The sequence below is a fragment of the Bifidobacterium sp. KRGSERBCFTRI genome, from assembly GCF_025908335.1.
The window spans coordinates 1,881,943-1,899,874 of sequence record NZ_CP109653.1; the positions used below are offsets into that span (position 1 = coordinate 1,881,943).

The 17,932-nt window shown below is 59.1% G+C and carries 14 protein-coding genes and 4 tRNA genes; 3 read left to right on the forward strand and 15 right to left on the reverse strand.

Features of this window, described 5'->3' with window-relative positions:
• Positions 1-35: 35 nt before the first annotated feature.
• The 11 genes from OGI63_RS08045 to trmB form a co-directional block, all read right to left on the reverse strand.
• A complete protein-coding gene (locus OGI63_RS08045) occupies positions 36-866 on the reverse strand; it encodes a polyphosphate polymerase domain-containing protein (RefSeq protein ID WP_011742869.1) in 831 nt (276 codons plus the stop codon).
• The gene (locus tag OGI63_RS08050) at positions 856-2,664 is read right to left on the reverse strand and encodes a CotH kinase family protein (RefSeq protein ID WP_041777480.1); all 1,809 of its coding nucleotides are present in this window, start codon (positions 2,662-2,664) and stop codon (positions 856-858) included. Before OGI63_RS08050 ends, OGI63_RS08045 begins: the two co-directional genes overlap by 11 nt.
• A 35-nt stretch (positions 2,665-2,699) precedes the next feature.
• Entirely contained in the window at positions 2,700-4,178 is a 1,479-nt protein-coding gene (gene pelG, locus OGI63_RS08055) for an exopolysaccharide Pel transporter PelG (RefSeq protein ID WP_011742867.1), read from the reverse strand.
• A 1-nt stretch (position 4,179) separates the two neighbouring features.
• A complete protein-coding gene (gene pelF / locus OGI63_RS08060; protein WP_011742866.1) occupies positions 4,180-5,598 on the reverse strand; it encodes a GT4 family glycosyltransferase PelF in 1,419 nt (472 codons plus the stop codon).
• The gene (locus OGI63_RS08065) at positions 5,595-7,466 is read right to left on the reverse strand and encodes a DUF2194 domain-containing protein (RefSeq protein WP_050731442.1); all 1,872 of its coding nucleotides are present in this window, start codon (positions 7,464-7,466) and stop codon (positions 5,595-5,597) included. The genes pelF and OGI63_RS08065 overlap by 4 nt, the downstream gene beginning before the upstream one ends.
• On the reverse strand, positions 7,463-8,380 hold the full coding sequence (locus tag OGI63_RS08070; RefSeq protein WP_011742864.1) for a hypothetical protein: 918 nt from the start codon (positions 8,378-8,380) through the stop codon (positions 7,463-7,465). Before OGI63_RS08070 ends, OGI63_RS08065 begins: the two co-directional genes overlap by 4 nt.
• The gene (locus OGI63_RS08075; RefSeq protein ID WP_041777253.1) at positions 8,380-10,536 is read right to left on the reverse strand and encodes an NAD-dependent epimerase/dehydratase family protein; all 2,157 of its coding nucleotides are present in this window, start codon (positions 10,534-10,536) and stop codon (positions 8,380-8,382) included. The genes OGI63_RS08070 and OGI63_RS08075 overlap by 1 nt, the downstream gene beginning before the upstream one ends.
• 255 nt (positions 10,537-10,791) lie before the next feature.
• Positions 10,792-10,867 (reverse strand) — tRNA-Phe (locus OGI63_RS08080).
• 23 nt (positions 10,868-10,890) lie between these two features.
• Positions 10,891-10,964, reverse strand: a tRNA-Asp gene (locus OGI63_RS08085).
• A 25-nt stretch (positions 10,965-10,989) separates the two neighbouring features.
• Positions 10,990-11,061 (reverse strand) — tRNA-Glu (locus OGI63_RS08090).
• 145 nt (positions 11,062-11,206) lie between these two features.
• Positions 11,207-12,091, reverse strand: coding sequence for a tRNA (guanosine(46)-N7)-methyltransferase TrmB (trmB, locus tag OGI63_RS08095; protein WP_011742862.1), 885 nt, complete (start codon positions 12,089-12,091; stop codon positions 11,207-11,209).
• Positions 12,092-12,258: 167 nt separating this feature from the next.
• Between trmB and galE the strand changes: the two genes are divergently transcribed.
• Both galE and OGI63_RS08105 read left to right on the forward strand, forming a co-directional pair.
• The gene (gene galE, locus OGI63_RS08100) at positions 12,259-13,269 is read left to right on the forward strand and encodes a UDP-glucose 4-epimerase GalE (RefSeq protein WP_033499272.1); all 1,011 of its coding nucleotides are present in this window, start codon (positions 12,259-12,261) and stop codon (positions 13,267-13,269) included.
• A 127-nt stretch (positions 13,270-13,396) separates the two neighbouring features.
• Positions 13,397-13,473 (forward strand) — tRNA-Asp (locus OGI63_RS08105).
• A 453-nt stretch (positions 13,474-13,926) separates the two neighbouring features.
• Here the strand turns inward: OGI63_RS08105 and OGI63_RS08110 are convergent.
• The 3 genes from OGI63_RS08110 to OGI63_RS08120 all read right to left on the reverse strand — a co-directional run bounded on the left by OGI63_RS08110 (position 13,927) and on the right by OGI63_RS08120 (position 16,053).
• Positions 13,927-14,430: a low molecular weight protein-tyrosine-phosphatase gene (locus OGI63_RS08110; RefSeq protein WP_011743012.1), complete on the reverse strand. Its 504-nt coding sequence runs from the start codon at positions 14,428-14,430 to the stop codon at positions 13,927-13,929.
• Positions 14,431-14,436: 6 nt separating this feature from the next.
• Positions 14,437-15,102: a dihydrofolate reductase gene (locus OGI63_RS08115; protein WP_003808238.1), complete on the reverse strand. Its 666-nt coding sequence runs from the start codon at positions 15,100-15,102 to the stop codon at positions 14,437-14,439.
• Between the two features lie 78 nt (positions 15,103-15,180).
• The gene (locus tag OGI63_RS08120) at positions 15,181-16,053 is read right to left on the reverse strand and encodes a thymidylate synthase (RefSeq protein ID WP_041777252.1); all 873 of its coding nucleotides are present in this window, start codon (positions 16,051-16,053) and stop codon (positions 15,181-15,183) included.
• A gap of 256 nt (positions 16,054-16,309) precedes the next feature.
• On the opposite strand from OGI63_RS08120, the gene OGI63_RS08125 reads away from it, so the two are divergent.
• Positions 16,310-16,723, forward strand: coding sequence for an OsmC family protein (locus tag OGI63_RS08125; RefSeq protein WP_003808235.1), 414 nt, complete (start codon positions 16,310-16,312; stop codon positions 16,721-16,723).
• Between the two features lie 103 nt (positions 16,724-16,826).
• Here the strand turns inward: OGI63_RS08125 and OGI63_RS08130 are convergent, their stop codons facing one another.
• Positions 16,827-17,861, reverse strand: coding sequence for a universal stress protein (locus OGI63_RS08130; RefSeq protein WP_041777251.1), 1,035 nt, complete (start codon positions 17,859-17,861; stop codon positions 16,827-16,829).
• Positions 17,862-17,932: the final 71 nt, after the last annotated feature.

Sequence of the window (17,932 nt, forward strand, 5' to 3'; positions counted from 1 at the left end):
GGTCTTCCGCGATACGTCCGACCGGTGCGCTCAAGTCACACGCTCGGCACGTTCCAGCCTTCCTGCCAGTAGTCGAAACCCCGCAGATACGAGGCTTTGTCATAGCACAGCACGTATTTCGAGGCGGCCGTTATCTCCTGCGCCTTGCCTGGCAGAATGTCACGCACGATCTGCGGCAGGAATTCGGTGAATTTGACCTCCATCACCAGCTTGCCCGGCTCAAGCACGGGCAGGGTGGGCAGGGTGCGGTCGAAGATGTCGAATCCGTCGACCGCGGCGCGCACGTCCATGTCGAACGTGACGCGCACCGTGCCGGCGTCGAGGATCCATGGTTCGCGTTCGTAGTCGACGATCACCCGAGGCCGCAGCACATTGCTCACGTATTCCACGTAGAATTCCCGGCACAGCTGATGTTCGCTGTGTTCCATGAATCCGACGTCGCCGGCCAGTATCCGGTCGAACTGCTCGTGCGTGAGCGGCGCGTCCTCCTTGTAAATCCAACTGTCGCTTTTGCGCTTGCGTTCCAGCTTGATCACCCGGTCGCTGTAGTCGTAGATGCGGATGCGGTATTTTTTACGTGTCAGCACGCCGTCCACTTTTTCTTGGTAGGCGGTGTTCCAGTAATCGTCGAAATACAGGCTGCGGATTGTATAGCTGCCGTCACGGGCATGGCTGTCATGGTCGAGCAATGGTGCCATGCGCACGTTCAGGTCGGCCTTCTGACCGTACGAAATCAGATATTTGAGCTCGTGACGGTAACGTTCCTCGCAGCGGCGTGGCGGCATGGCAAGCTCCTCGCCGATACGCCGCCCGACGCGCCGCCCGATTCGCCGCAGCAGCGACGTCGAGGTCTCATCACTGCCCATTGTCGTCCTCCACGACCTGGCCGGACTTGATGTAGAAGCATTTCGTGCCGTACGTCTTGCCATGTTCCGTGACGTAATAGTTGAAGGCGTCCTGCATCTTGCCGGAGGTGTTGCGCGCACGCACCCGAACGAAATACTGTCCATCGGACGGCAGGTCCATCACGATTTGGGGCAATGCCAGATTGGTCTTGCTAAAGACGACGTCCTTGCATAGATAGTCCTTGGCCACGGTGATGTCGTAGCTCAGATCCTCGCCTCGGAAGTCGAACGAGGTGTCCCAGTTGATTTTGAGCTTGCCATTGTCGGCTTGCGGCGCGCCGATGAAGAACGGCATGGGCTTGTCGTAGCTTTCCCGGTAGGTTTTGTAGTTCTGCTCGATCTCATCGTGCAGTTGCCCGGCCACCACGTCATACTGCGCGCGGGTCAACGGCTCGTATGTGGAATCCGGCGTTTTCCACAGGTACTGGTTGGTGATGGATTCGTAGTGGCTCACCATGCCGTTGATTCGATTGGCGTTCATGTAGTTGTATTCCCGTTTCACCGCCGTGTCGAGTTCGTCGCGGAACGACTTGGTTTGCAGGCAGCGGCGGAACAGCACGTTGCCCCAGTAGTTGCTGACGCCCTGTTCCCAGCTGGAACCTTCGGACGTGTTACGCAGCTGGTTCTCCTTGCGCATGAGCATGCCGTCATTGTCCCAGTCCAGCACATAGAAGGTGTCGGAATTCGTAGGGCTGTACAGGTACATGTTGCGGCTCTGCGTGTCGGTGTTGCCGGTCAGCAGCTGGAACGCCATCCAGTATGCGAGATTTTCCGTATCGAAATATTTGCCGAGGATGCTGCTCATCGGCACCGAATAATCGTTGAGCTGGTTGAGCATGGCGATGAGTTTGGTATGGTCGCTGTTGCCTTTGACCTCCAGCTTCTCCTCGAATTTCGACAGATTGTATTTGGGATCGTCGGCGAGTCTGATCACGTCCGCGTCGCGTTGGAATTCGAAGTAGTTGACCTTGTACAGCTGGCCGTTCTTGTCGAGGCCGTGCGCTTGGAGCGCGCTTTTGTTGAGCTGCTCCACCTGCGTGTACAGGCCATAGTCGTCGAAGGAGTTGGAACCGGAGGTTTCGTCCTTGACGTACAGGTGCACGAATTGCGTGCGCAGTCCCATCATCTGGTCGATGCCGCGGATCAGGTCGTATGCCATCTTGTTGCGGAATCGCAGCCCTTCGCCCATATGCTTGTTCAATGCGATGGTGCGCTGCCCGCGCCATTTGCCTTTGCCGCTTTTCAGCTCGATTTTGTAGTTCTTCTGCTTATTGAGACTGGACGACTGGCCGCGCACCTGCACGGTGGCGTTCGGCGCTTTTTCACCGTAGCCGAGTTCGCCGGATACAGGCCCCTGTTCGTCGCCGACCTGCAGCAGACCGTTGACTTGGTACCGGTTGGTGCGCATGGCCGCGTAATCATCCACGGAATACTGGTTGATTTCGCTCCAACTGTGGTCGGTGCCTTCCGACTTGTTGCCGCGCGAGACCGTCAGATACATGGTTTCCACACCGCTGTCGTCATACACCTTGTACAGCGAGTCGTTGTCACGCAGATGCGCGCCGTCAAGCCCCTGCGTGGCGCTTTTCTTGACTTTCTCATGCTTTCCTTGCGATTGCGCCGCCGATTTGTCTGCCGTGGAACCACTGTCCGCAGCGTTTCCGCAGGCGACGCAGGAGAACGTCGTCACGACCGTGGCGATGATCGCCACGCATTTGAATATGGCATTGCGGCCGCACGGCCGATTACCCATCGTCATTCGTCCGTTCCTTTCCATGCTTTCCACGCTTTCCCTCATGATTCCTTCCGTCCGAAAGTTCCATGCAGCCGTTCGCCGAATTCGTCCAACGCTTCGCCCAGTTTCGTAAACCATCCGCGCTTTTCGGTCGCCACAATCGGCTGCGCGCCGAGCACACGATACGGCAGATTGTCGGTGAACACCGCCAATCGCACGACCGCGGCCAGCAGGAACGCCGACGCGCCCAGCAGGAAGCCGAATCCCATCAGCGTGACCGGAACGAACTGCGAAATAACAGTCAAGACCGTGGCCGACCCGGCGAATATCGCGGCGCAGCACACCGCGCCGAAGTAATCAGTGAAATACAGCAGAATCATCAGCATGGTGTTGCCGACCGCGTACAGGGCGTATCCGACGCACAGCACACGGAAATAACCATGCATGCCATCGTTGAAACCGAGCGGCAGCACGCCCAACACCATCTTTTCCAACGAGATGACCGCCGCGGTGACGAACAGCTGCTTCAACGCGGTGTAGTACAGCTCACGGTTGAGCACGGCGAGCATCTCGCGTTCGGCCACCACGATGTCCTTCACGGTGCCGCCGTCGTTGAGCAGCGCGTAGTAGGCACGGTATTTCGGATAGAAATTGACTTCCACCGACACCACGAAATTCACGGTGGTGATCAGAATCGTCAGGAACGCCAGTAACGCGGGCACATCATAGTAGGGGGCACCGTAGAACAGTCCCTTCACATGCACGCCAAGCGGACCACACCAGGTGATCACCAAGTGGGAGAACAAGCCGAGGGTGGTCAGCAGTCCCGTCAGGGCGAGCGGCAGGAACCGGTCCAGCCATGCGAGGAACGTCCACGGGCTTTCCGAGCTTTGCGGGAAATACCGGTGCAGCAGCACCACGTCCCAGACCATCATCACGCCGTAGCCGAACGCCACTGCGGCCAGCAGGCTTTCCACCTGCGGCAGGCCCAGCGCCATCATCGCGCATGCGGACAGGAACGCCACGACCACCGCCGCGACGAACGACCACATGATGCCTTGGTAATCCTTGATGGCCGTCAGATAGCTCATCGCATTCCAATTGACGATCATTTCCAGGAACAGCCATAGGCAGAGTAACCCCTGCATGAGGGTCGCGCCGGAAAACAGCAGGAACACCGCGTACAGCACCGCACCCACCGCCAGCATGAGGGTCGTGGATCCCCAGAACGATGGAAGAATGGTCTCCTCATGATGTTCGAACAGCATGTCCGCAAGGAAACGCGTCACCGGCATGGACAGGAAGCTGGTCAACACCAATGAGGCGAGCAGCGTGTACGTGATCATGCAGACCAGCAGATTCTGGTCCGCGCGGGGCACGTGCCACCAACCGCTGACCGCCAGCACGCCGAACTGCAGCAGGATGCCCAGCAGCATCGGTCCGGTGCAGATCACACCGGCATAACCGTAGGCGCGCACCATGGCGACCAGGCCCTTGCGGTGGAACAGTTTCTTGAGTTCGAATCCGATTCCCGCCATATCAGTGCTCCAACCCGTAATGGTCGGCGGTATCGAGATACAGCGCACGGTATTCGTCAAGCATGCGCTCATGCCGATAGTAGGTTTTCACGCGTTCGCGTCCCACTTGGCCCATGGCTTCGCGCAGCTTGCGGCTCGCGCACATGCGTTCCATGGCGCGGGCAAGGCCCTCGCGGTACATCGGAGGCACATAGAAGCCGGCCACGCCGAGGTCGTCGCCTTCCTCGCCTTCCAGCAGTTCACGGCAGCAGCCCACGTCGGTGGTCACGCAAGGGCGGGCCGCCGCGAACGATTCCAACACCGACAGAGGCTGGCCTTCGGAGATGCTGGTCAGCACCGTGAAATCCAGTTTGCGCATGTATTCGACCACATTCACGCGTCCGGTGAATTCAAGGTTCTTCACTTCAAGCTGTTTCACCAGCTCATAGCATTCGTCGGCATAGTCCTGGTCGTCCACACCACCGAGGATGTGCAGCCTGACATTGTCCACGCGGTTCGACAGTTCGCTGAACGCGTGGATGAGGGTTTTCACGTCCTTGATGGGAGCCAGACGTACCACGGCGCCGATATCCACCCAACCGTCCTCAGGCTTGAGTGGAATGTCGCAGAACCGTTCGTATTGGATGCCGTTGGGAATGACCAGGCATTTGCTTGCCGGAGCGCCCATGTCGATCTGGGTCTGGCGAGCGCGGCCGAACAGGCTGGTCACACGCCATGCCCTACGGTAGATCTCCTGCGACAGCATGGCGAAGAAACGGATCCACCGTTGCCGGAACGCGGGCGCAACCCATTCGGCGGAAAGAATCTCCTCCTCGCGTTCGCGCGTGTAGATGCCATGTTCGGTTAGTAATACGGGTGCGTGGTTGATACTGCCGCCCAAGCATGCCAGCAGGCCGCCGTAACCGGTGGAGATGGCATGGTAGATCTGCGCTTTCGGCACTTCTCCCGTCATCAGGTACAGCACCGGCAGCAGCATGGATCGCACGGTGTGGAACGCATCCGCGTAGGCAACGTACGGGTATTCCTCCATGCAGATCTTCGTAAACAGGTCGATGAATTCGTTGCTTTGCAGGAACGACAGCGGATGCACGCCTTTGTTGTGGAACAGGTTGAACAGTACGTCCCAGTCGGGATCGCTCAGATTCACCAGCTCACGCAGTGCCTTGACTTCCTCGTCGGTGAAGATCACTTTCGCATGTTCACCGCTCAGACGCAACGCGTCGTCGAGGAACACCTCATGCACTTCCACCACGTTGGATGGAAGGTCGTACACGAATTTGCCACGGTCCTTGGCTTTCGCGCCGATCACCCACAGCACGAACTCGTGTTCCTTCATGGCGGTGATGTAGCTGTGCATCCATGTGGACACGCCTCCATGCACGTACGGGTAGCAACCTTCCAATACCAGGCAGATTCTCATGCCGCGCCTCCAGCCTTGCGTTCGACGTGCACTGTGGAGTCCGTGGCCTTGATGAGGTACAGATTCCCCGTCATCCGGATCATGCTTCCGCCTTGGATTCTGCCGGGCGTGCCATGGTTCGCGCGGAGCAGCAGCCAAGCCTGGTCCTTGAAATTGCCCAAGTCGAATTCCCACTCATTGGCGGATTCCCTCATCTTGACAGTCAGTCCAGAAAAGCGTTGCACCGCGGACGCGCATTCCGTGCCTGTCTGCATGCGGATGGACGGTGCGGACACTTCAAGCCAGTCGAGATAGTTCTCAAGGCCTTTTCTGTAGACCGCCCAGCCTTCTTTCGCGCCACGGTCAGGGTCGAGCATGTCGTCCGGATGCATGAAGTGGGTGCTGACGAAATGCATGTTCAGTTCGGATTCTGCGGCGAGCCGCATGTAATCGTTTCCCACCATGCCGCCGGAGACGATGCGCGGCGCCTCGACGATGCCGTCATCGGCCACACCGAATTCCTGCACGTAAGGAAGTTTGCTGTCGCTTGGCAGGTAGGTGCTGGCGATGGTGCGGATTTCGGGCACGTCTCGTCCGATTGTCTGCCGTCCTTCCTTGGACAGGATGTTGGACGGCGGCACATATACCGACGCTGTGGCCGCCGGCAGCACGGACTTTTGGAATGCGATCAGCTCGCGCAGCGAGGCGACGACAGCTTTGCGATTCGGCCACTGATGGTACGCGTATTCGTCGCCATAATCGGTGTTCGGCAGTACGAGCGGCTGATGGTTGTAGCCATGGTAGCCGATTTCGCCGTTCTGTTTGAGCAGCAGTCCGCCGAAATAGATGAAATGCGATTCGTCCTTCTGCCGTACGGGAGCGTCTTTCGTATCGTCCCCGTAATTCTCGATCATCACGCCGGTGAACCGAATACCGTAGCGTTCCGCAAGTTTGGTCAGGTCCGGCCACCAGACCTTCGAATAGAAGTTGGTGATGCTCATGCCGTAGTCGCGTTTGATGTAGGTGGCGTCTCCGCTGGGGACCGGGGATGGAAAATCGTCCAGATAGAACGCGGCGCTGTTGATGACCGGGTATGCCGTGGCGGAACCCAGCAGGCTGAACGCGGAGGCATAGAAGCCGCGCACCACCTTGCCATAGATGCCGATATTGCAGGTCACGGTTCGTCCGGAACGCACATCGGCACTCCAGATCAGTGGCGTATGGCCGTTGGCACTGACCGCTTCGACGGCGGCCTTCTCATTGAGGTTCAGACTCAACGACGATTTGAACGGGCCACTGAACATGTAGGTGTGCCCGCCACCCAGCATAAAGTCCCTGGCAGGCTTGATGCCTTTGGTCATCACGTAGTCGTATGCGGAGGATTCGATGCCGATTTGAGGCCCGATCGCGTCCAGATAGCCTGTTTTTTCAGGCGTCATGGCAAGCATCATGTTGCCGCCGCCTTCAACCCATCTCATGATGGACACCAGCTCATCCCCCAGCGAATCAAGTTCCGGCATGACGATCAGCACGGTGCGGTACCGATTCAATGAGGGGATGTCGTCGGGATCGGTTTTGGCCAGATCCACGGTGGCGGTCGGCACTTTCATGTCGAGCAGCACCTGTTTCATCATGGTTTCGGCCTCGTCCACACCATCCTGGGAACTATCCACGAGCATCAGGTTCGTGGCGCGCTGCCCCATGATGGCGTTCTGGGCCGGAATGGCCTCGTTACGAGCCATGTATTTCAAAGTGAATTTCGTCGCGCCGTAGTGGATGCCCAAGGTTTGCGCCAACAGCACCAAGGCGATGGCCATGAATACGGCCCACACGCGGACCAGGTTTTTCCAACGGAAGCGCTTCCATATGCGCCATGCGGAACGTATCATGCGCGCCCAGCCTCCTTGTCGCCGAGCCAGAATCGCAGGATGTCGTGGCCTCGGCCGCCAAGGTAGATGTGGTCGTCCTTGATGTGCCGGACGGTGCGTTGCACCGCCTCGCCATCGTGACGTGCGGCTTCCAATCGCAGTTTCATCAGCCAGACGTCACCTTGACGCGGCCATGCGGACAGCGCCGCTTCGATGGTGCGAGACGCGGCATCGAACGAACCGAGATCCATCTGCGTCTTCGCCAACGAGCATACGGTGCGGTAGTCGTTATGCCGTTTGAGCCGTTCGGCGAGCAGGTCGGTGTATCGGCGCATCTGCAACGTTCTGGCATACCCCTGTTCCATGGAGGATTCCAAGTAGTGTTCGAGCGCCTCACGGTACCGGTCGAGCGCCTCGTCCGAATCGCGGTTCCGCTCGTATTCCTCCATGCGTTGCTGCAACGCGATGTCTTCCTTCGCGCTGATCTGCGCCATGGCCGTGGCCGCGTAATGCACGACTTCCACGTCCTCGTTCAGACGGGCTTGGGAGAGCAGATTGGCGTATTGGCCGGGATTCTCGTTAAGAATGGACAGCATCAGATTACGACGCTGCCGTGGATTGTCCACGATCAGCGCCTCTTCCAACGGCACGGTGTTGGCGTAATCCGTACGGTCGTCCACAAGAATGTTGCGTTGTTCCTGATCCTCGACCTTCAGTTCCTGCAGACCGGCGGGAATCCGTCGTCCCCCACGAAGCACGGCACGCGAATGCATGAGCGCCACGCTCAACGGCCCCCATAGGGGAATCAACGCCATGAACGGGAGCAGCAGTCCATCGACTTTCAGCACTCCGACGTGGTGCAGCAGACACAGCGTCATGCAGACCAGCAGATGCACGGCGATGATGATCAACGCGGCGATAGTCGTCGACCCCATCAGCTTTCACCCCCATCGTCGGCTTGCGCGATATGCGATCGGGCTTCGGAAAGCAGGGCATCCTCTTGGGTCTGCGGAACGTAGGAGCAGTGCAAGCCGGAACGGGTCAGACGTTTGAGGATGATCGGCAGTTCCTTCTCCCCCGCCTGGTTCATCAGCAGATACACGCCGTCATCCGTCAGCATGCCGGCCTCATCGGTCTGGCGGATGCTTTGCATCAGCAGGGAGTCCACGTCCTCAAGGTTTCCCTCGCATTCGACTTTGAGCAGCAGATGGTCGCCCATATGGTCGTGTTTGAGGTCGTTGGCAGCCAGCACCTTCGGCAGGAACGCTTCTGGCTTCAGCAGGTTCGTTCCCGGCACCAGCATGGACCGGCGCGCCACGTCCTCGTATTCGAAGGCCCTGATCATGGCCGATTCGACCAGACCGCACATGATGCTGAACAGATTCTGGAAGTACAGGTTCATCTGGTCCGGTTTGGCCTCTCCCATGGTGATGATCACGGCCAGTTCGCCACGGTCACGCACGCCGACGGCGTACATCGGGAATTTGTCCTTTAACGTTCGGTTCACCCATATGCCGTTGTGTTCCAGCGCGGTGATGATTTCACCGTAATCCGAGACGCGTACGGAGCGGAAGCTGCCGACGTCGAACCGTGGGCTCGCCGCCACAAGACGGGCGAACTGTCCGCCGTTGTCCACTCGGAAGATGGCGAGGCTGTCGCTATCGAGGCTTTCCTGCATGATGCGGATCGCCGTATGGTACAGCTTCTGCGGTTGCACTTCGTCCAATTCTCGGGTCACGGCGTACAGTTTGCCGAAACTGTCGCGTCTGCCGATGATCTGGTCGCGCAACTGTCTGCGGTCGTCGAGCATATCCTGATACAGCCCGCGCAGGAAGTCCAGACGATTGCGCAACAACCCGTTCTCGTCGCGCACGAACCTCACGCTCTCCTGGTTGCGCGACTGCACATAGCCGCATACCGATCCGGCCACGAAATAAATGACGAAGGCAAGCCAGTTCGATGTGTCGTAGAACAACGGGGCGAAGGACGCGCCCTGCGACGCGTAGGACATGGCCACGCCGGCGCAGGCCAGTACGGCTGCGAACACGCCGGCATGCAGCCCGTAGATGGTGCCGACGATCACCACGAACAGCAATCGCAGGTCCACGGTTTCCAGCTGGCTGTTGCCTTGTGTAAAAGTGCGGAGCCATTCCGTCAGCAGGAACGCGCCGATGATTTCCAGCACGGTCCACCATTTGTTGTGGCTGCGTAGGAAATCCCATACCGGATGCTTGTCGGTTTTGTTCTCGCGGAGCTTCAACCAGCCTTCGATGACGTGCGGAAAATCCTCGCGAAGCGAGTATCGTGGCGAAAAGCCGTACCGCAATCGCAATTCGTGGTCGTCGGCGGGGTATGCCTGCGGACGGTCCTCGCCGTATACGACCTTCGTTCCCGGAAAATATCCCGCGATCAGCGTTCCCAAATCGCCGTAAGTGAAGTCGAACACGTTCGGAACGTGGAACAGCTCGCTGTCGGCGGTCCAGTCGTCGAATATGCGGTAGATAAGTTCGGCCAGATCGTCGGCGCATAGGAAGCAGGTGCGTTGTTCGGCGCGTTCATGGAAGCGCAGTTCTCCCGCTTGTGCCTGTTCGAACAAGCCGTTGAAATATGCGGTGACGCCATTGCGTTGCGGCGCGTACAGATAGGGGCAGCGCACGATCTTCACTTCCAGATCGTAGGTGCGCGCATAGTACAGGCCGAGCTCTTCGCCGGCACGCGACATCAGGCTTTTGCTGGTCTCGTGCACGTCCGTTTCCTGCGGATAGGTGAATTCCGATTCCGGCCCGCTCACCATCAGCATCTGGACCTTGCGATTGCGGACGGTGTGCAGCAGTCGGCGCAGGTAGCCCAGGTCGCCGTCACGTTCGCTGCGAGGCGTCAGATCTTCGGAGAAGTAGACGATTCGATCGAATTCGTAGTTGGAGAACACTTCCGACATGGCGTCACGGTCGGGCATGTCGATGATTTTGAGATCCTCGCCGCTGGATTCGGTCCCTTTGCGGAGGGCCACCACCACCTTGTCGTGGGGGAACGCGTGCTCGATCCACTGCTTCGTCACGAAGTCGGTGTTGCCGATTAACAGTATCTCCACTCGCCTCACCCCAGGGATACACCCGTTTAGAGGTCAACATCATGGAACAGTACAGCCGTCAACCCCTTGTCTACCTGCACCATAGTTTAGCGACAGAGGGGACAGAACATCCCTCTTCGTTGGGGGTAATGGGCGTATGTCTTTCGCCGATATGGTTCGGATGGCGCTTGTGCTGGGAAACGAGCGGAAATCGCGCAGGTAAATCGGAAAAGATATGCGAGAAAAACAAAACCCCAGATTGCTCCGGGGTGTATCTGGTGGCTCCGAGCGGCATCGATCCGCTGACCTAACGATTTTCAGTCGTTCGCTCTACCAACTGAGCTACAGAGCCATGAACAACTTGCGCTGTTCCAGCGACCACGGCCGGACTTGAACCGGTGACCTCCGCCGTGACAGGGCGGCGCTCTAACCAACTGAGCTACGCGGCCATTGCCACCTTGTTTCCAAGGTACGTACCCCCTGAGAGAGTCGAACTCTCGTTGTCAGATTGAAAGTCTGGTGTCCTAACCGTTAGACGAAGGGGGCGCTTTCAGCGTTTCCGCTTGACAACTTGCCCTACTATACGCGAATCTGGCCGACATGCAAACCTCGGCGTGTCGCGCCGGTGTCACACACCGCCACAATAAGACAGGAATCCTCGTAAAACACTGAAATTCCAAGCCTTATCGCATTACACGCGACGATAGGTGAAATCGTGAATCACGCGCCCGGCGGCAAGTCCCTTCTTCTCGAAATTGGTCAAAACACGGCCATCGAATCGCTCGGATTCAGCGAAATCGGCGTGTCGCAATGCGGCCGCCTCATCCGCGTTGCCTTTGCCGACGTGCTCGACGGGCAGGCTCACGGTCAATGCGCCGTCGTTATGGAAGCCGTCCAGCTCGTCCATCACCTCGTGAACGTGCAGCGCGTAATCCTCGATGTCGGTGGCGATGCGCCACACGCCTTCGTCCGTCAACGCGCGGTGGATGTCCGCAGCGAGCTCGGGCTGTACGATGCGGCGCTTGTGATGGCGCATCTTCGGCCACGGGTCGGGGAAGAACGTCCACACTTCGGCGATCGAGCCGTCGACGGCCGCCTTGAACAGTTCTGGCGCGTTGATCTGGGCGATCCGCAGGTTCTTCAGGTTCTGCTTGCCGGCGAGCAGCAGCGTGTGCGCCACGCCCGGATCGTAGACTTCCAACGCAAGGAAGTTGACGTCCGGCCGGGCGGCTGCGGCGGCAACGACGTTCTCGCCTTGTCCGGAGCCGATTTCCACGATCAGAGGATTGGTATTGCCCCACGTTTCGCGGATATAGGCTTGGTCGAACACGAAACCCTCACGCACGCCGAGGGACCCTTCGCCCGCGTTGATGTTCAGCAGATACGTATCGGCGTAGGTGTCCCAGGCCCGCTGCAGTCGCGCGTCGAGCCGGGCGGACCGCCGCACGAAGGACAGCACCTTGCGACCGTAGAGGGCCGGCCTGCCGTCAGCAGCGGCCGACTGCACATGTTGTATATTCTGTGCGTTTTCTTCTGTTTTGCGACCATCGGTCGGCGTGTTTTCGTCATGTTGCATACCCTAATTTATAGAGGAAACGCAGGAACGAGCCGTTAGTGTGCGTTCGTGTTCACGTGTTATACTCAAATTGTTCAAAAGGTAACAAACCTGAGCAAAAGTGAACAATGGTTGACATTTTCACCAACTGTTGCATTTCACTGCTCATTCGAAGGAAAGGCCAGAACATGACAGTTCTCGTCACTGGTGGGTGCGGATACATCGGCGCCCACGTCGTTCACGCACTTCATCAGGCCGGCGAAAAGGTTGTCGTCGTCGACGATCTGAGCTACGGCAAGCCCACCCGCATCGAAGGCTCCCGCCTGTACGGCATGGACATCGCCGCTCCGGGCGCCGGCGAGCGCCTCGCGGAGATCATGAAGGCCGAAGGCGTCGATTCCGTGATTCATTTCGCGGCCCGCAAGCAGGTCGGCGAATCCGTCGAGAAGCCGCTGTGGTACTACCAGCAGAACCTCAACGGCATGCTCAACGTGCTGATCGGCATGCGCGATTCCGGCGCCAAGAAGCTCGTCTTCTCCTCCTCCGCCGCCACCTACGGCGTGCCGCCGGTCGATGTGGTGCCGGAAGACGTCGTGCCGATGCTGCCGATCAACCCGTACGGCCAGACCAAGCTGTTCGGCGAGTGGATGGCCCGCGCCTGCGAGGAACCGTATGGCATCCGCTTCTGCGGCCTGCGTTACTTCAACGTGGCCGGCTGCGGCCCGGTGGAACTTGAGGATCCGGCTATCCTGAACCTCATCCCGATGCTGTTCGACCGTCTGAAGAAGGGCAAGGCCCCGGCGATCTTCGGCGACGACTACCCGACTCCGGACGGCACCTGCGTGCGCGACTACATCCACGTGTCCGATCTGGCCGACGCGCATATCGCCGCGCTGAAGTATCTGGACCGCGACGAGCGAAAGTATGACGCGTTCAACGTCGGCACCGGCGAGGGCACCTCCGTGCGCCAGATCGTCGATGAGGTCAAGAAGGTCACCGGTCTGCCGTTCAAGGAGACCGTCATGGGCCGCCGCGCCGGTGATCCGCCGCACCTGATCGGCTCCCCGAAGCGCATCAACGAGGAGATGGGCTGGCACGCCAAGTACAATGTCGAGGACATTGTGAAGTCCGCTTGGGACGCATGGCAGGCCAACCCGGAGCACCACATCGACGTCGACACCTGGAAGCAGACCGACTGAGATTCGTCTCCTTTCCCGCGAAACCGCGGCGCGCCACGCCCAACACACCGTGACACGCCGCAGTTTTGCATAATTGCGATTTTGTCGTAGTATTTCTATCTGTTGTCAGTCGCAAGACTGAAACAACGGCCGCGTAGCTCAGTTGGTTAGAGCGCCGCCCTGTCACGGCGGAGGTCACCGGTTCAAGTCCGGCCGTGGTCGCCACCAAACCCCAGCCCAATCCGCCGGGGTTTTTCTTTTACCCTCACTCTCCCCTCCCACGCCAATCCACGCTTCCCAACCGTCAAGACATAACTTGCCCACAAAAACGAGGCGCCCCACAAAAATCAAAAAACGCAACTTACCCACAGAACGAAGCAACATCGCAACCTGCCAATAAAAACGAGGTGGAGGCCGGCATATGCGTTGCAAGGCCGTAAGCTCGGCCGAACGGCCTTGAGTGTGCCTTGCAACGCATATGCCGGCCTCCACCGGACACCCCGCAATCGCAACATCGCAAAAACGCCGTATATTCAATCCCACCAAACACCGCAACATCAGAAAAATCGCAACTTCACAACACAGCCAGCCCCCCCCCAAAAAAAAATCGCAATAAATCGCAAAAAACAAAAGCGGCACGCTTGAAACCATCAAGCATGCCGCAATCGCAATAAAAAATCAGTTCTGCAACTGCTGTTCGACCCAATCGACGATATATGGCGCCACCTCTTCGATTTGGTCGATCGCCACTTCGAATTCGCGCGGACCACCGTACCACGGATCCACCAGATCGATGCTGTCCTCACGTCCCGCGGCCGGCTTCGGCAGATTCGGGTCGAAGCTGCGGTACATGTGCACTTCGCTGCGCTTGGCTTGCGGCAGCTGACGGAGCAGCGCGCGCATGTGCGAGGCGGTCATCGGCAGGAACAGGTCGGTGCGTTCGATTTCGTCGCGCGTGATGCGATGCGCGAAATGGTGCGATGGCAGCTCGTAGCCGCGTTCCTTAAGTACCTTGACGGCACGGCGGTCGATCGGATTGCCGTATTCCTCGTCGCTGACGCCGCTGGATTCGACGTTGACCTTGTCAGCCAAGCCGCGGCGCTCGAATTCGGCGCGCAGAATGATTTCAGCCATGGGTGAACGGCAGATGTTGCCCGTGCACACGGTCATCACGGTATACATGAAAAGTTACTCCTCGTGGTTTCTTTCGTACGTCACGAAACGGAAGCCTTCGACTTGGTCGTTTCCTTTCCGCGCCTTCTGCCACGTGCCTTCCTCGGCCACGCGCCATGCTCCGGATTCCACCAATGCGTGGATATCGGGCGCGTAGGTGTCGGCGTTCACGTGCATGCTGATCTGCGTCACATACGCCTTGTCGGCGAATGGCATCGCTTCCTCGAATACTTTGGCTCCGCCGATGACCCAGATTTCACTGCGGTCCAAGCCGTCATCCGGAATGGCCTCCTGACGGGCCAGATCCAACGCGTCATCCAGCGAATCCACCACGGTGGCGCCCGGCGCGAAATAGGACGGGTCATGCGAGATGACGATGTTGTCGCGGTTGGGCAGCGGACGGAACTTCGGGCTTAGCGACTCCCACGTCTTGCGGCCCATGATGACCGGATGGGAGACGGTCAGCTCCGTGAAATGCCTCATATCCTCAGGCAGATGCCATGGCATGCCGCCTTCGAATCCAATGGCACCGTCGTGACCTTCCTTGTCACAGGCCTGCGCCCAAATCAGATTCACAGAGAAGGTTTTGGGGAAATCGTCGCCCCAATCCTCCTCGTCTTCACGCCCGGCAAGTCCGGGCTCGGGTTCGTGATAGCCACTGCGGCTACTATCGTGCTCCATTTCACTCACTCCTTGAAGTCGGAACTAGGGTCAGTAGTCTACCGTCTGGCGCAGACGCGCCAGACGGCGGCAACAACCTCAGACCGCCACCGGTGCCTTGATGGTCGGATGATGCTGGTAATTCACGATTTCGAAATCGCTGTAATCGTAGTCGAACAGCGAATCGGCCTTCCTGATGCGGATCTGCGGATACGGGTACGGCGTACGGCTCAGCTGTTCCAACACCTGGTCGATGTGGTTGTCGTAGACGTGGCAGTCGCCGCCGGTCCAAACGAATTCGCCGGGCTCGAGTCCCGTCTGCTGGGCCATCATGAGGGTGAGCAGCGAATAGGAGGCGATGTTGAACGGCACGCCGAGGAATATGTCGCAGGAACGCTGGTACAGCTGGCAGCTCAGGCGGCCGTCGGCCACGTAGAACTGGAATAGGGCGTGGCATGGCGGCAATGCCATATTCTCCACTTCCGCCGGATTCCATGCGGAAACCACCATGCGGCGCGAATCGGGGTGGTTACGGATCAGGTCGAGCACATTGGAGATCTGGTCGATCGTGCGGTTCGGATCGTCCGGCGTCGGCGCCGGCCAGCTACGCCACTGCGCGCCGTAGACCGGCCCCAAATCGCCGTTCTCGTCGGCCCATTCGTCCCAAATGTGCACGTTGTGCTCCTGCAGCCAACGTACGTTCGTGGAGCCTTTGAGGAACCACAGCAGCTCGTAGGCCAGGCCTTTGAAGAACACCGTCTTCGTGGTGAGCAGTGGGAAGCTGTCTTTGAGATTGAAACGCATCTGCTGGCCGAACAGGGAAATAGTGCCCGTGCCCGTGCGGTCGGATTTCAGTGTGCCTTCCGTAAGGATTTTGCGTACCAGATCCTCGTAAGGCATGGGAATGTCCGTTTCCGGACGTGCGGGAATATGAGTACGAATGTCTGCGAGTTGTTCGGAAGTCAAAGCCATAATAGGCAAGTTTAGCCGGTGGCGTGGAGGCGGACGGCCGGGATGCGCGTTGTAAGGCCGTAAGCTTGGCCGAACGGCCTTGAGTGTGCCGCCAACGCGCATCCCGGCCGTCCGCCGGCCTCCAGCGCAATCGCAACGAATCACAAAACCGTATCGCTTCATCTTGCGGAACGCACTCCCCCACGTCCGTTTCGATGCGCTAGATTGGTATCACGGATTGGCGCGAACGGCGCGCCACAGGACATGAGGAGTTTCCATGGGCAAGAGGCTGTGGGTAGAGCGCAACAAGGACGGTTCCTGGGACGCGTTCAGCGAGGATGGCGCGCACATCAAGTTCGGCAAGGGCCGTGGCCAGTTCACGCCGGGCGATCTGATGAAGGTCGCGCTGGCCGGTTGCGCCGCGCTGTCCAGCCAGTTCGCCGTCGAGCATACGCTGGGCGATGGCAAGGGCGCGAAGATCGTGGTGGACGGTACGTATGATGCCGATACCGACGCCTACATCGGTTTCGACGAGCAGGTGGTCATCGACGCCACCGACGCCGGTTTGAGCGACGAGGACGCCGAAAAGCTCGCCGATCGCGTCAGCCGTCATATCGAGAAGGGCTGCACGGTCAAGCATACGTACGTCGAGCCGACGCCGGTGCGTATGAACGTCACCGTCAAGCACTGAGGCACGTACCGCACATAGTTAGAGGGTGGCTGCGATTCGTTGGAATCGCAGCCACCCTCTTCTATGCGGTTTTTATATCGATTTCAGTCGATTTGCCGTACCGTCACTGACGGTCCGGATCGATCTTCGTTTCGATGGCTTCGACCACTTCCGGCTTGGCCTTGTCGACCGGCACTTCCTCGACGCCCTTGATGTCGTCGATCGCCTTCGGCGTGACGTCGGCAGGCGAGCTCGGCACGGTGTCGAGACGGGTCTCCGCGGCTTCCACATACTTGCGCGGCACCACGTAGACCGGTCCGACCGCATGCTGCAGCAGCCCCTGGCTGGTGGAGCCGAGCAGCAGGCCGGTGAAACCGCCACGTCCGCGGGAGCCGACCACGACGACGTCATGGTCGTAGCTGGCCTTGGTCAGCGCGCCGGCTGCGGGGCCGGGCACGATCTGCTTGTTGATCTTGAGGCTCGGGTATGCCGCTTCAAGCGGCTTGATGCGCACATCCAGATCCTCCTGGAAGGACGCCATGACGCCTTCGTCCTCAGAGCCCTTCATGTTCGGCACGGCGGAGATGACGTCCAGTTCGGCGCCCCACGAATCGGCGAACGCGGCCGCGATCTCCAACGCCTTCAGACCCCACTTGGATTCGTCGGAGCCGACTGCCACCTTGGTGATGGTGTTGTTCAAGTGCATCAGGTTGCCTTCGTCGTCGGTGTACGGCACCACGACGATCGGGCAGTACGCGTATGCCGGCAGGCTGGAGCTGGTGGTGCCGAGCAGTCGTTCGGCCAGACCACCCTTGCCGCGGTTGCCAATGACGATGAGGTTGTAGTTGCGCGACAGTTCGACGAACACGGATGCGGGATCTCCGGTGACGATCAACGTCGATGCCTCGACGCCCTGCTCGTCGGCGATGGCCTTGGCCTTCGACAGAATCTCCTGCGCATCGTTGTGCGCGGCATTGTCATCGCCCATGGCCGTATACGTGGCATCGAACGACACTGCCGCATAGCTTGGCAGCGAATATGCGCAGACGATCTGCAGGGTCAGTCCCGCATGCTTCGCGTAATTCGCTGCCCACCATGTCGCCTTGTAGCTGGCGTGGGATCCATCGACACCTACGAGGATTGCCTTGTCATTGATCATGAGCGACCTCCCTTGAATCAGGTTGCGGCAACGCGACTATGCGTTGCACCTGACTTCCACCATACCGCGCG